11 protein-coding genes and 1 pseudogene are annotated in these 14333 nt (G+C 33.4%); 5 read left to right on the top strand and 7 right to left on the bottom strand.

The genetic code is table 11. The annotated features are described in order from the left end of the window. Nucleotides 1-255: 255 nt before the first annotated feature. Nucleotides 256-678, bottom strand: a complete 423-nt coding sequence (locus BW980_RS21995) for a PH domain-containing protein (protein WP_076457305.1) — start codon at nucleotides 676-678, stop codon at nucleotides 256-258. Nucleotides 679-2263: 1585 nt separating this feature from the next. Between BW980_RS21995 and BW980_RS22715 the strand changes: the two are divergent. The 5 genes and pseudogenes from BW980_RS22715 to BW980_RS21965 form a co-directional block, all read left to right on the top strand. After that, nucleotides 2264-2555, top strand: a pseudogene (locus tag BW980_RS22715) (IS5 family transposase); the annotation flags it as partial. 66 nt (nucleotides 2556-2621) lie between these two features. After that, nucleotides 2622-4550 carry an OmpA family protein gene (locus BW980_RS21980; protein WP_076457302.1) on the top strand — a complete coding sequence of 643 codons (1929 nt, stop codon included), beginning with the start codon at nucleotides 2622-2624 and terminating at the stop codon, nucleotides 4548-4550. 216 nt (nucleotides 4551-4766) lie between these two features. Further along, complete coding sequence (locus tag BW980_RS21975; protein WP_076457301.1) at nucleotides 4767-5540, top strand: hypothetical protein; 774 nt, start codon at nucleotides 4767-4769, stop codon at nucleotides 5538-5540. Between the two features lie 330 nt (nucleotides 5541-5870). Beyond that, nucleotides 5871-6776, top strand: coding sequence for a hypothetical protein (locus BW980_RS21970; protein ID WP_076457300.1), 906 nt, complete (start codon nucleotides 5871-5873; stop codon nucleotides 6774-6776). A gap of 818 nt (nucleotides 6777-7594) precedes the next feature. After that, complete coding sequence (locus BW980_RS21965; protein ID WP_076457299.1) at nucleotides 7595-9229, top strand: FMN-binding glutamate synthase family protein; 1635 nt, start codon at nucleotides 7595-7597, stop codon at nucleotides 9227-9229. Between the two features lie 94 nt (nucleotides 9230-9323). On the opposite strand, the gene BW980_RS21960 is transcribed toward BW980_RS21965, so the two are convergent. From BW980_RS21960 to BW980_RS21930, 6 genes are all read right to left on the bottom strand, one after another. Continuing rightward, nucleotides 9324-9785 (bottom strand): transposase, encoded by a 462-nt coding sequence (locus tag BW980_RS21960; RefSeq protein ID WP_076457298.1) that lies wholly within the window; start codon nucleotides 9783-9785, stop codon nucleotides 9324-9326. Nucleotides 9786-9884: 99 nt separating this feature from the next. After that, nucleotides 9885-11957 carry an ATP-binding protein gene (locus BW980_RS21955; protein ID WP_076457297.1) on the bottom strand — a complete coding sequence of 691 codons (2073 nt, stop codon included), beginning with the start codon at nucleotides 11955-11957 and terminating at the stop codon, nucleotides 9885-9887. 341 nt (nucleotides 11958-12298) lie between these two features. Further along, nucleotides 12299-12556 (bottom strand): Mur ligase domain-containing protein, encoded by a 258-nt coding sequence (locus tag BW980_RS21945; protein WP_076457295.1) that lies wholly within the window; start codon nucleotides 12554-12556, stop codon nucleotides 12299-12301. Nucleotides 12557-12612: 56 nt separating this feature from the next. Beyond that, complete coding sequence (locus tag BW980_RS21940) at nucleotides 12613-13221, bottom strand: hypothetical protein (protein WP_076457294.1); 609 nt, start codon at nucleotides 13219-13221, stop codon at nucleotides 12613-12615. Between the two features lie 331 nt (nucleotides 13222-13552). Continuing rightward, nucleotides 13553-13843 (bottom strand): hypothetical protein, encoded by a 291-nt coding sequence (locus BW980_RS21935; protein WP_139327770.1) that lies wholly within the window; start codon nucleotides 13841-13843, stop codon nucleotides 13553-13555. 11 nt (nucleotides 13844-13854) lie between these two features. Continuing rightward, a complete protein-coding gene (locus BW980_RS21930; protein WP_013994429.1) occupies nucleotides 13855-14133 on the bottom strand; it encodes a hypothetical protein in 279 nt (92 codons plus the stop codon). Nucleotides 14134-14333: the final 200 nt, after the last annotated feature.

Genomic DNA, 14333 nt, shown 5'->3' with positions numbered 1-14333 from the left:
AAAATACCGCCCGTAAAATATGCGGAACTTAATTCTTTTGGGGCTAGCCCCAAAAGAATTAAAAACAATAACTTTAATGAAGTTTTAGAAAACTAGGCAGTTCTAATTAGGGGAAGCTTACATTAAAATGATAAACAGTATAAAAAGGATAGGTTTTCTTCTTTTTATCTCTGTGGGAAATTTGAAATTAAACAAAAAATATCGAGAGTTTGAAACCCTCGGCTTTTTTACTTATACGAGTTATGGTAAAGGCTATTATTTAAAATCTACTTCTTTTACACCTTTGATGTCTCTTCTTTGATCTACTGCGACTCTTAATTGTTCCTTAAGTAGGTGCCCTTGCGCTAGTCCTTTGATTTGAAGAACAGGATTAGATCTATCGGTAGTGTCTAATACAATATTGGATAATCCAACCAATCTTAAGAAAAAAGGTTGCTCATGCCTAAGGTCTTTAACCCTATAGAGTTCTATCTCATCCGTTGTTTTAGAAAAAATACCCTTGTGTTCTAATATACGTTGATCTGTTATCTCAAATTTATGCAGATGAGTATCAAAATATTTCCAAATAGCTAATAATAAACCCAATCCAAAAACAAGAGTAAGTGGGATGCATAGCAAGTAAAACCCAAAATTGATCCATTGAGAAGGAGACCCTTTCCAAATATTTTCTTCATTCATAATATTATTTTTTTAAGTGACTATATTTAATAAGATTTGTTTGTCTCTCATCTAATTTTTGATTGCGATGAAATAACAAATTGACGATTACAATACTTGTAATTTATATATCAGAAAGGAAAAACTTTGTTTTTCGGTTTCATTAAAACCTTATACTCTAAGTTTGATACAAGAAGGTTAAACTAAAAACTGTTAAACTGAGTGTTTTTTGTAATGGAATGAAGCAAAATTGTATCGACCCTTCGTTAGATACAAAAAACAATGCTCAGATTAAAAATTTCTATTTTCTTAAATATAAATGCCACAAGCATTATTATTTACTTATGATTTAAATAGTAAGTTTGATAGATTTTTCTAACTGCTGTATAACTTTCTCCCTAACTTCTTGCGAAGCCATAAGATTGTTAATTAATTGTCTTGTTCTTTTTTGTTTATTGGCTATTGATAAATTCTGATTTGTGATCATGATGAATATGTTTAATAATTAATATTATAGTTTTTTGAAGAAGAGATGTCTTCATTTTAAAAACAAATAACATGTAAAGGACCCTATGTTTTTTAGCATTATTTTTTTTAAAAATTTAAAGGACTCTCTATGAATGTGTATAAATGCCTGGGGCTTTCTTTATAAACTATGTTGTATAGTTTAATATGAACCCTGTATAGGTAGTTTGTAAGAATAAACAGAGGGTGATCAAAAAAAGTACATCCATGAACTTGAGCCTTTTTATAGTATAAACTCATTTGTGTATCCACTTAATCACTACTAGTTGTAATTGCTATTACCAGTTTGCCAAATATTATTTTTAGGATATCTTCTATTAAGACTATATCAAACTCATCGCGATATAACCGAAAGTTTTTTCTTTGATTCTATGATAGTTTCCAATGTGTCATTTCAAGATCTCTTTTATGGTTTGTACACTTGGTTTTTTTAATACCATTTCTCATTTGAAATAACTGTAATAAAACGCCTTTTTTACTTTCTGGCACAATATAAAAGTTGTACTTAGCTGAGTATAGACCATAGCGGTTTACCCAGGACAGTTTGGCGAGCATAGCACGGGCAGTGTCAAAATGCTATACTTGACTTTCCTACTTCTTTGTAAAAAAAACTCAATTATATTTTTCGATAATCTCAAACAAAAAGGTACTACTTAAAAAATAGTTATAAGTATAAATATTTTAGAAAACGATGCCCGATATGGGGAAGATAAGATCAATGGGCCTTTTTAAAAGCACAATTAAAAAAATAAAAAAATAGGGTTTCTATGACTTCATTTGTTTTTTAAATATATCAAAAAAACAAAATAAATGATAAGAGCAGGGCCATTGCAAACAGATAAGGATATTAAATATCTTTAAGTGTAATATCTATAATCAATGCAGGTTATCACAATTTCTGTATAAAAAGATTAAAATATTTTACAAAATCAATTTGAAGTGATTTAAACTTTTTTCGGATCGAAAGATAGGGCTACGGACATTTGTGTTAGCACACGCAACTATCATAACCCATGTACAAGGTACTTGACAAAGATACCATAGAATTGGAGATCGTCCCATATATACCTTTACCGAAAAGGGGCTCTTCCTCAACATCGATGCGGGGTTCGACTCCAAGGATTTTCGATCGGCCTGTGCAAGAAGGGGCATCAATGCCAATATATGTTTCAACAAACGTAACGGCAGTGTGGATGACAGGGGACGAATATTTTGACCAAGACCTTTATGCCCAGAGATATGCCGTGGAACGCACCAACGCATGGGTCGACAGTTTCAGGTCACCGCTCAACAGGTTCGATACCACCGTTGAGAGCTGGACAGGGTTCAACTACCTATCATTCATAGTAACCGCCCTGAAAAAATCAAACTAAAAAAGTTTAAATGAGTTCCTATAGAAAATAGATTCGATACAAGTATAACATAAAAAATTAATTGAAATGAGACGGAATTTACTTTTGTTTATAGGGTTTACCCTTTTATGCTTTTCTGTAGGTACTTCGCAAATGAAAAGAGTTAAAGAAGCAGATAAAAAATTCAATAAATTAGAGTATACGGATGCTAGAAACATATATCTACAGGTAGCTAATAATGGATATAAGTCGGCACATGTACTCAAAAGAATAGGAGATACTTATTATTTAGAAAGAGAGCTGGAGAATGCTGTAGAGTGGTATGCGGAATTGATCACAAAATATAGCGATTATGAGGATGATTATTTGTTTAGATATGCACAGAGTCTCAAGGTCATGAAACTATACAACGAAGCTTATGATGCTATGCGGGAGTATTATCATCGAAAAGGAGTAGATTTTAGCTCTATACTTAAAAAAAGAGAGACTGATTATATTAATTTAATAGAAAAACAATCGGGAAGATTTAGTTTGCTTGATTTTAAGTATAATTCTGTGAACTTAGATTTTTTACCACAGTTCATGTCCAACAAGAAGCTTATTTTTTCGTCTGACAGCTACGTTCTTTCTGCCGATGGAAATAATACAAAGTATCAACCCTCATACGAGGTATCAGGGATTAATGCTGAAAAAAAACCGGATGTAATCAATACCGAATTTGATGCATCCTCTATGGTATATACAAAAGATGGCAATACCGTTTATTTTTCTAGAAGTAATAAGATAAACAACAAGAAAAGTAAGCTCCCGATGGCTACAATGCCCAAGACACTATACAGAGCGACGGTAAAAAACGGAAAATGGAAAAATAGTAAGAAATTGCCTTTTAACAGTAATCGATATTCTGTTTCGCATCCGGCATTAAGTCCAGACGGAAAGAAACTATATTTTGTAAGCGACATGCCAGGCCGTCTAGGAAAATCTGATCTTTTTGCGGTAGATATCAAAGAGGATGGCACATTTGGAAAACCTTATAACCTAGGAAATACTATAAATACACTAGGTAATGAAACATCTCCTTTTATAGCAAAAAATGGAGACTTGTATTTTGCCAGTGATACACATTTTGGTCTCGGTGGATTGGATATTTTTGTAAGTAAATACTACCAGGGTAAATATCAAGAGCCTATCAACCTAGGTAAACCTATTAACAGTATCCATGATGATACCTCATTTATAATAGATGACAAAACAAAACAGGGGTATTTTGCAAGTAATCGAAATTTTATGGATAATATCAAGGACAATTTTGATATCTATAAATGTAAACAACAGAAGGATCTCGTTTTTAATTGTGGACAATATGTACATGGTAAAATTATCGATTCAAGAACAAATAAAGCCGTTCAATCGTGTACTGTGCAATTATTAGATAAAGATTTTAATGAGATAGCCCATACTATATCAGACGAAAATGGGTATTATCAACTTGACTTACAAGGCTCTGATGAACACTTGATTCGGGTAAGTAAATTTTCATATTATCTTACAGAGAAAATTTTATATACAAGTCGTTCCTCTAAAAAAAACATTGAATTATCTATTAAGTTAAACCACGGAAAAGGACATATAAAATCAATAGTGTTTGCCGGGGACGCTCTTAATGATATTTTAGAATTATCTCCTATTTATTTTGATATAGATGCTGCTAAGATTCGCTCTGATGCAGAAATTGAAATTCAAAAAGTTATTACAGTATTAAAGAGTAACCCACTACTTAAAATTAAGATTAAATCTTATACAGACAACAAAGGGAAGAATAGCCATAATAAGAGACTAAGTGAAAAGAGAGCGATTGCGACCAAGAATTATATTGTAGAAAAAGGAATGATAGCCCCTGATAGAATTACCATAGAAGCATTGGGCCAATCAAATCCTATTGCTGATTGCGGTAAGGATTGTACAGAAAATGAGAACCAGTTTAACAGGAGGAGTGAATTTATTTTTATTAGGTAATATAACTTTTTATTACCCAAATCCATAGCATAGAGCATATCTTAATTATGAGTTTAGAGATGGTTTAAAATCCTTACCGTGATTCAAATCAAAAAGCTCAACTCTAATACCCAATACAGGAAACAAAAAAGAAAGGAGCCGATCAATACGGTAATGAATTTATTCAATCTATGATCGAAGAAACCTTCTATTTATAAATATTTAAAAACAAATACAATGAGCAGTCCAACATCTGAACCCAATAATACATCCGACGAGGCGACTAATCCTTTAGATAATATAAGGGAACCTAACCAGCCCACTAATCAACAAGGACAAGTGCCTAACCAAGGGGGACATCCTATGAGTAACTCGGCTGCTGGTGAGATCCCCAAAAAAAGCCTTAGTGAAAGTGCTGTTGGTATATCAGTAAGTTCTACTATGATATATTTAGGGATCGTATGTGCTTTTGCCGGAGGGCCAATAGTGGGTGGTGCCATGATTATAGGAGGAGTAGGCTATATGGCTATGAAAACCTTTGGACCTATTAAGGCTTTGTTTTCAAATAAAGAAAACAAAGAAAGAAAGAAACAAGAAAAGAAAGAAAGGAAACTAGAAAAGAAAGAAAGGAAACAAGGAAAGAAAGAAGAAAAGAAAAAAAGAAAGACACCAGAGGAACGCATAAAAGAAGCAATTAAAGCTATAAATGAAGAGAAAGGTATATCCAATACATTTAAAGATAAAATTGTAAAATTACTAATTAAAGGCGGAGAGATTATTGGAAGAAACAAGGAAAAAAAGCAAGAAAAGAATCTAAGAAAGAGAAGTATAGAAAAAGTAGAGAGAGGATTAAGTCAGGATGAAGGTATTCCCAAAGCAAAGAAACAAGAAATAGATATGAATGCATTTTGTATTCCTAGAGCTAAACGAAATCGATCTTCTACTACGGATGGAGTAATTAAGGTGCCAGTGAGCAGATTAAAGAAAAGAGGAGTAGGGAGGGGTGTTTAATATCAGGGGGGCTTTCTCCCAATTTAATATAAAGTTGTTGAACTGTAAGACTCCAGTTGTGTTAAGGATCGGCCCACTTCTTTTCGATTTTTTTTGTTGTCAGGTATAACCAGTGTAAGCGTTCGGCAAACTACATATTGATTATCCAAATGGAGTTTTTTTGCAATGTCCTTGTGATATCTGCAAAAAGGAATTGAAAAAGCTGATTACTCTTTTCTAATGTTTGGACTCACTACTACCCATCAAGTCCATTTGTATAGAATTTGAAAATACTTTAGAGAGGCTTTTAACATTTAAGAAACAAAAATAAATAATTAAAAACTTAAGAAAATGAAAGAAAGTGAAGAACAATTAGCAGGATCTGTTCCTAATAGAGACAAAACAGTACACAATAAAGGAGATTTGCATTATGGCCTTCATAATGCTAGATATCAAGGCATGTCTCAAATAAGTAAAGAAACAAACAACCCCTTTTACGACCCTCAAAATCCTAAGAATAATGACCCTTTGACTATAGATAATTTGAATGATAATTCATTAGTAACAGATAAATTAACAGATGGGCCTGACTACATGGAAAATTACTTTGAATTAATCGAATGGTTAAAAACTCGTAAACCTAGACAAGGTCTTAATCGTGCTAAAAACGAAGAATGGTTAAAATTCTTAAAGGACAATATTGAATACTTACAATTAGATAAACAAATAGCACAAGTTAAATCAGGTGGAGAAGATATTGAACCAACAAAAGACCGACTCCATAAAAATGGACTACTAAAGGATAAATCTTCTGTAGAAGAAATAAAAAAAGCTCTTATAGATTCATTTGATTCTAAAAGAGGTGTTTCTGAAAAATATCAAGAACATATTAACCGTTGGGTTTATGACGCATTTTTCAGAAGAACTTCTAAACTAGGTATAGATTATACTATTAATAATGGCAATAGAATTCATTTTAATACAGCTTCTGAGTTTGACAAAAAAGAAAAAAGTATTGTAAGTCATGCGGGAAATCCTGGAAAAAAACAAAGACAACCAATTACTGATAGTGAAATAAGGCACGTACATAGAGAATGTGGACATGATCATCCCCAAATGGATTTATATTCTTTTGATGGCTTTACTAAAACTGGAATTGAAAGGAGTCCTAATATAGGTCATATGAAGAATTACGAAGATAAAAGAAGAGAACAAGGAAAAGGGACCCCAAAAAGAGGGTTATTTCATAAAAGATAATGCATTGAATTCAATGAGCTTCTCTTTTCAAAGTGCAAGATAAATACCAACGGCTATGATGATTCTGCAGAGCAATCAAAACCTAGTCGTAATACCTTTGGACCAGGTGATTTTACCGCAAGCAAAGATAAGCCCCATCAACAAAAACCAAGGATTAGAGACTCAATAGAACTAACTCGAGAAAAAAAAACAGGACTCGTATACGATCCTACCGTAGTAACAGCACAACAAGTTCAAACGGGAAAACCAAAAATAATAACTGTAAAAAAATCTCATCAAAGCTTTGACGCATTTAAAACCTCTTCACTCCAAGAAATTAACCAGGTATTAACATCAGGAAAAGCCGCACAAAACTCAAGACAAGGAAAAAACACAGCTCGTAGACTTGCAAGGTGATAATTTTTATAGAGTTGCAACCATTTACTATTTTGCCAGATACACTCTGTAATTATTTTTTTATGTTCGTTACATGAAACGAACTTTTCTGGTTATCAAGATTAATAATTAAGACTTGATCGAGTAAGTTTCTTAAACTTTAAGAAGTTGATTTGCGATATTATTTTTAATATCATAATCTAACTATGGTTTTCTGGTAAAATAAGGATAAACCATAGTTAGACTATTATTAATCCTTACATAAAAATAGTGGTTTATAAGGATGCCATGTGCCTCAGTAATTTAGTATTATTGGAATAATCGATTTATCTTAAATCAAGGATGCTTGATGTACATACGCTGTTATCCAACTTATAAAGAATAACAGCGTATGTATTTTCCATTTTTTTGAATAAATCTTGGTTCTCTAAATTTGGTTCAGCATGGATATTCTTTATACACACAAGGTCAAAAGACCAGTTCCTATAGCAAGACTTGATGAGTTGAAAAACAATAGGCCCACTCATGCATTTGTGAATGGTTTGGAGCTTACTATTACAAAAAAGGGTAAACAAATTTCGGTTTTCTATGATAGATCTCTCTATCAAGGTACGCAAATTACAGATCGACAAACTAATAAAAAATCTATCAACGATGAACATGGGGTGACGTATTTTTTTGATACAGAAACTTTGGAATCCAAGCTACAAAAAGACTTGCACAGGTTTGTTATTAAAGTTGATAACGATTATTTGTATGTTGATGAAGTTGAGATCAATGATTATCTCAAACAACACCCACAACATTTTTACCAAAAAAATTATCTGGAGAACACTGTTAATGTAAAATCTGAAAATACAGAAACAGACATATTATATGTTAAGGAACTGGCCAAAAATAATTTAAATACTATTGGAAGCCACGGTTTTTCTGTATCAATGGGAATAGACAGAAATACATTGCCCAAATGGAGTGATATCCAGTTTTTACCTGCTCAATTAGCTAGAAAACCACTATCAGATGATCAAAAGGTAAGTACAAAGGTAGTGATCGGTCCAAATGCTCAAAAACCTCTTGTTTTGGATATTCCAATAATTGTAAGTGATATAAGTTTTGGTACGATATCCCGCGAAGCAAAAATAGCATTATCCAAAGGTGCAGAAATGGCCGGAACAGGAATATGTTCTGGAGAAGGAGGAATGTTATGGGAAGAACAGCGAAACAATACCAAATATTTTTATGAATTAGGAGCCGCCAAATTTGGTTTTTCATGGGATAAGCTTAGTAAAGTTCAGGCATTTCATTTTAAAGGAGGTCAAGGTGCCAAAACAGGTATAAGCAGTCATTTGCCTGGTAGTATGGTAAGTAAAGAAATTGCCGACGTTTTAGGGATAGAAGCAGGTAAAGATGCAGTTGTTCCGGCAACTTTTCCCGATTTAAACAATGTAGCGGATTTTAAAGCATTTTCCAAAAAGGTTCAAAAAATAGCAGGAGGCATACCTATTGGCTTTAAAATTGCCGCGAGTCATATCGAAAAAGACATCCAATTTGCATTGGATGTGGGGGTTGATTATATTATTTTGGATGGTCGTGGTGGTGGAACAGGCTCTGCCCCTGCCATTATAAGAAATAATATTAATGTTCCCACAATTCCAGCATTGGTAAGAGCAAGAAAATACCTGGATCTACAAGGAGCCACAGATGTTACACTTATTATTACAGGAGGCCTGCGTACTGCAGATGATTTTTTCAAAGCATTAATGTTAGGCGCAGATGTAATTGCTGTAGCAAGTGCGGCTATGTATGCAATTGGATGTATTGGAATCAGGGCATGTAACAGCAACAACTGCCCGGTTGGGATCGCTACTCAAAAAAAATCTTTAAGAAATAGATTGATTATAGAATCTGCCGCTCAACAATTATGCAATTATTTTGAAGCAACTAATGCTCTTATAAAAGTGATCGCGAGAACCTGTGGATATGACGATATTTCAAAGTTTAATCATGAAGATTTGTCTACTTTTAACAGTGATATGTATAAACTTACAGGAATAAAATATGCAGGTATTCACCCCTAGAAGAATAAGAATTTGATATTTTTAATAATGAAGTGATTTAAAGACACTATCCCAAAAACTGTGTAAGTTAAAAATAACAGGGGTTGGACTTTATTTAAAGTCCGACCCTTTTTTCATAGATCCTAAGGAACTGATTTAAAATGATGCCCCAGTTCCTGATGGGCATGGACCACTTTTTCGTGGCCTCCCTTACCGCTAAATATACGGATTTTATCACGGCCTCGTCGGTCGGGAAGGACAGCTTGTTCTTGGTGTACTTCCTGATCTTGCTGTTGAGGTTTTCCATAAGATTGGGGTTAAAGGAAGCTTCCCTGTCCCTTGGCGCGGCTATTTCGGATTCCCCGAAAGAAGTGCGTACCTTCTTTTTGGAAAACCCGTTTCGCGAATTGCTCTGATTTGATTTTTGATGTTTGTCATAATCCAAATGACCATCCAGCTCCCCTTCGAGCATCTTCTCGATACCCCGTTTTTGGTGCCCCTTCAAAAAACCGTTGAGTTCATCCCCGGTCTTGAACTTCTTTAAAAATCCATCGTCGAATAATTCTGCTTTTTTCATAATGTGTAAATATTTAAAATCAAACAAAAAAATAGCTGGGGCATGCCCCAGCTATTTTTTTGTTTACACACTTTAGAAGGTAGTCCCGGCGGGGATATTTTATTTTTTGTCTGTTGCCTGTAATGTTGCACCGCCATGTTTTGTAACACGAGGTCGTGCTGTTATCTTCAGGGGTTTATGTGTAATTCCTTTTTCGGTTGCCTTGGTAGCCCATAGATACCCTTCACCAGGGGTTAATACATTCATATCTTGTGGAGATAATATTTCTAGCTGTGCCAGTGCATTTTTGATATGAGCTAACCAATGGGGACTGTTAAATTTGTGTAGAAGTACGACTGAGCTGAGCTCTATAATTTCTTTTGGCAAACTAGGAGGGTCCTGACTGGCAATCATAATATTTACCCCTTTATGCCTCATCTCTCTGATTGTTGTTACAATATTAGATGTCAAATCTTTGTTATCCATGTATTTATGAGCTTCGTCAAAGACAATGAACTTATTAAAACGTTTGCCATCAACTATTTTAACTCCAGAAAAAATATTTAATATAATAACAAACAGTCCCAATGCCTCGTCCTTATCTATAAACTCATCTCTTAAATCCACTATAATTAACCTGCCGGGGCGTAATAAATCTTTAAGCTTAGAGGAGTCATCGATGTACTCTCTTGCAAAATCAAGTTTTTGTAGCGCTAGCCCTCTTTCAAATTCTGTAAATAAAGAAGAAGATAGAACTCCTTCTTCTATTACATCCAGATTAATATTCTTTCTATGTTTTTTGGCTATCGCTTTTAATTGCCTTACATAATTAGCATCGTTCCCAAGGGCGCCCAGCATAAACATCCAATCCTGTACATTAAGTTCTGAGGGGCTAAAAGATATGGGGTTAACTTGTACCGATGGATATTCTAACTGCTTTTCTTTAACCTTATCTTTGGGGCATAGAATGATAACATCCTCTAATGAACTGGGATCTGCCCCGTATCGTCGCTTTAATTTTTCAATTTCTTTTTCTTTATCATTGGGATAGATCATTGATGTAAATTCTGGCTCATAGTCCATGCTTTCACTATAATGAAATATTACACCGGCAAGAGGGGAAGGAAGTTCGCATACGTGGCTGAATTGCTTTATGACCATTTCTGTAATGGTCCCTATGGTATAACTTTTACCTCCCCCCTGTACCCCAAACAAACTAATGGTATTAGTTCCACTAAGATCTATAGCGACTTTTCTACCACTAATACTCTCTCCAATCAATCCAAACTGTGGGGTAGATGAAGAGTTTCCTATTAAAAGGTCATACTCTGGCGTTACATGCTCTGAGGGGAGCGCAATAGGATTTAGGTTTTCTTCAATGATTTTCCAATTAGAAAAGTTAAGCATTTCATAGTGCTCAAAAATAGTTTTTACTAAATCTGAAGCCGTTTTAATATTGGCTTCATTCCTAAAGAAATCTACTATATGTCTTTGAATTGAATTTTTATGAACTGGCAATTTTAGGATACGATCATAAAGTGTTTTTTCATGTTTTACCAATACATTTACACTGATTAGATTAGAATGTATTCGAGTTCGTGTTTTTGTAGTATCTAATAATAGATCAGCATCTGGGATTAAATCTAATAGATATAAATAATTTCCTATATGTATCGCAGTATATCCCTGTGTTTCTAGTGCTGTCAAATAATTGATGATAGTAGTGTCTTGTAGAGGTTCATCTTTTAGGTACTTTAAACACCCTATGATATCTTCAAGAATTAATTGGGTAAATTCTTCGGGTATTCTAGTAATCAATTCATCCAACAATTGCTGTTGAAGTTCCTTATGGGAAATTTCATTAAGTTGTAAGTGTTCAAGATCCTGGAGATCTTCACTTTTATCAGAAGGAAGAATATAAACGCAGGTCTTTTGTTTCTTATTTAATGTTTTTAATTCAGAAATTGAAATATAATCAGTGTCTTCAAACAAATTTTCTGAAATGATATAGGAGTCTATGGTAGGGTACTTAGATTTTATAATATCCAGTATAAGTACTACATCTTTGTGATCAAACCCTGTTAGTATCCATGAAGTGTTTTGTTTTGAATCTAAAACATTGACTTGGTTACTATCAAATATCTGATGTAATAGATTTTCGAGATAGGGATTCCTTGTTTTGATTTCCTGCATGTTATATTGATGTTTTTATTGGGAATACTATTCTTGATATTGATTCCGTAGATGTGTAGCCTGGCGTTTAGGCGCAGTATGGCATATATTATAATGTATACTGTTTTGAGGTTGAGGTTTTCCATGCGCTCCGAATTTATCCTCAAGAACATTTACGACAGTATCCAGACTTGCACTGTTAGAATCTTGAACTAATATTACCTCATTGTTCTTAATTTCTTCCTTTAGGTAATTTGCAGCCAAAGTTGGGTTTTCAAAATGCTCCCAATTTGATAGATTGCTATTTTCTCCATTATACTTTGCATACTCGTCTACGGTAATCAGTAAATCAATTATACCCTTTAACTCTGTAATATTTGAGCTATTTTTACATTGCTTATTTCTTTTTCAACCACTACTGCAATAGCACTGTTTTGTTCAGCTTCATGCACAAAATCGTAACCATCTAATCGATTACCACATAGGGCTATAAACAGAGTTCCTTCTTTTGCCTCCTGCGACCTTTGGGTTATATGATAAATGTAGTCCATAGGGGAAATCTGCGGGTTAAATCGTCCACCAACAGCTACACTTGCTTCAAATAATGGGATTGTTATCATATTTGAACTCTTTTGCCTTCTTCATATCATAATATCCTACAATCGATTTCTTGAAATTACAGACCGCTAACAATATAATCCTCTATTAACAATCCATGTGGATTATCCTCGGTTCTTGCCACATTTTTTAGCTCAAAGTATGAGTGTAGTTTTTGGGTGTTTTCCAACTTCTGATCTGTTCTTTTAATAATCACTTTTCCAAAAAATTCTCCCGAATATGGATACGTTTTATAATTTACATGAATAGAATCAATATGTAATTCATGTTCGAGATTGTTTGATACTATGGTAGAATAATATCTTTTTGCTTTGAGCGTTAGGTATAAATCCTTTCCAGAATTTCCTATAAGATGTAAAGACTTATTTACTTTCTTTTCGTAATCAAATTGATCTATTTCAAAAAATAGTTTATGAAACTCCTTAATATGATTTACTATTTCGGGTTTTCTAAACTGATCTACTTTATACTTGTTAGCACTGTTTAGCATAATAGCTTTACCCTCGTTAGTTACAATATAGGTAGTGTTAAGATAGGCAGTGCATAAAGAATATGACCAAATCATACTACCTATTGAAATACATAGAGAAAGCCCTAAACAGATATACAATGACTTTTTTACAATCGAAAAGGTAGCAGGTATGTCTTTTAAAGATTTAAGATCCATTTTTGTATTGATTTTTGTTTAAAGAAATAATTATCTTTTTAGTAGTAGCTTAAGTTGCTAGTTACTTTTTCATAAGCCTTTCGGGTTCCTTCTCCTTGGAGTGCATTGCATAGCAATGAACCATGTGGAGCGAAGGGGCTAAAATGAGGGGCCGTACATAGAAAACCTTAATCTTAATCCTCTCCCAGAGGGAGAGGAGACTATAATTTTGATAATGAAGGTATAACTAGCAACTTAAGTTAATGTCAAACTTGATACCTCTTATTTCATAATGTTTGGCAGAAAGAATCAAAAATAATTTTTGGTTCAAACTATCATTATGGGTTCACGACTATACAAACATAGTGGCTATAAGATCTACCAAGCCAAAGATGGCAAGACCTATAATAAATTTGATAAAGTTTTTCTGGGCTTGTTCATTTCCTTGCATGTATTGGATAAAAATGATGAAGCCGCCAACCATTGCAAAAACTAATACAGATGCATCCAAAGCAGATTTAATTTCTTCTCCCCATTGCTGAATCTGACCATCAACGGCTTGTGCAAGAATGGTATTAGAAAAACTTAACATCCCTAGTGTTATCAATAATTTAGTTCTTAGTGTTACTTGTAATTTTTTCATCTGTATTTAATTTATTTGTTTAATAATTCTTCTATAGTTTTATCAAATATGATTACCTTAGGATTTAGATTATATTTTATATAATTCAAGAATTCTCCTTCTTTCTTAAATTTGTTAGCTATATAAATATAGATTACCACCAGAATCGGAAAGACTAATGCCAATAATAGATTTGTAACCATTAAAAAGACAAAGAGTAACGCTGCAATAGTGATAAAAATCACTTTCTTTAATTCGAGCCCTAGCACTATAGGAACTTTTTCTAATTCTTTTGGAATTTTGTGCTTCATTTTTCATTAAAAATTTATCAATTAATTTGTTCTGATTTTAAGTTGTTACATATTGAAAACAAACTTTAAAACAAAAACCCTATAGATGATTCATTTTTTCTTTGTTATTGAACTCATTTAAACTTTTTTAGTTTGATTTTTATAGGGCGATTACTATGAATGATAGGTAGTTGAATCCTTTCCAGCTCTCAACGGTGGTA

This window comes from Zobellia uliginosa (assembly GCF_900156625.1).
GTDB classification, from domain to species: Bacteria; Bacteroidota; Bacteroidia; order Flavobacteriales; family Flavobacteriaceae; genus Zobellia; species Zobellia uliginosa.
The sequence above is the reverse complement of the archived record's forward strand: the minus strand, read 5'-3'. Positions and strand labels throughout refer to the sequence as shown.

Bases quoted from the DNA above. Each gene is read 5' to 3' on its own strand.
- BW980_RS21960 (WP_076457298.1), bottom strand. From the start codon at position 9,785: ATGAAAAAAGCAGAATTATTCGACGATGGATTTTTAAAGAAGTTCAAG.
- BW980_RS21945 (WP_076457295.1), bottom strand. From the start codon at position 12,556: ATGATAACAATCCCATTATTTGAAGCAAGTGTAGCTGTTGGTGGACGA.
- BW980_RS21930 (WP_013994429.1), bottom strand. From the start codon at position 14,133: ATGAAGCACAAAATTCCAAAAGAATTAGAAAAAGTTCCTATAGTGCTA.
- BW980_RS21970 (WP_076457300.1), top strand. From the start codon at position 5,871: ATGAAAGAAAGTGAAGAACAATTAGCAGGATCTGTTCCTAATAGAGAC.
- BW980_RS21935 (WP_139327770.1), bottom strand. From the start codon at position 13,843: ATGAAAAAATTACAAGTAACACTAAGAACTAAATTATTGATAACACTA.
- BW980_RS21955 (WP_076457297.1), bottom strand. From the start codon at position 11,957: ATGCAGGAAATCAAAACAAGGAATCCCTATCTCGAAAATCTATTACAT.
- BW980_RS21980 (WP_076457302.1), top strand. From the start codon at position 2,622: ATGAGACGGAATTTACTTTTGTTTATAGGGTTTACCCTTTTATGCTTT.
- BW980_RS21975 (WP_076457301.1), top strand. From the start codon at position 4,767: ATGAGCAGTCCAACATCTGAACCCAATAATACATCCGACGAGGCGACT.
- BW980_RS21940 (WP_076457294.1), bottom strand. From the start codon at position 13,221: ATGGATCTTAAATCTTTAAAAGACATACCTGCTACCTTTTCGATTGTA.
- BW980_RS21965 (WP_076457299.1), top strand. From the start codon at position 7,595: ATGGATATTCTTTATACACACAAGGTCAAAAGACCAGTTCCTATAGCA.
- BW980_RS21995 (WP_076457305.1), bottom strand. From the start codon at position 678: ATGAATGAAGAAAATATTTGGAAAGGGTCTCCTTCTCAATGGATCAAT.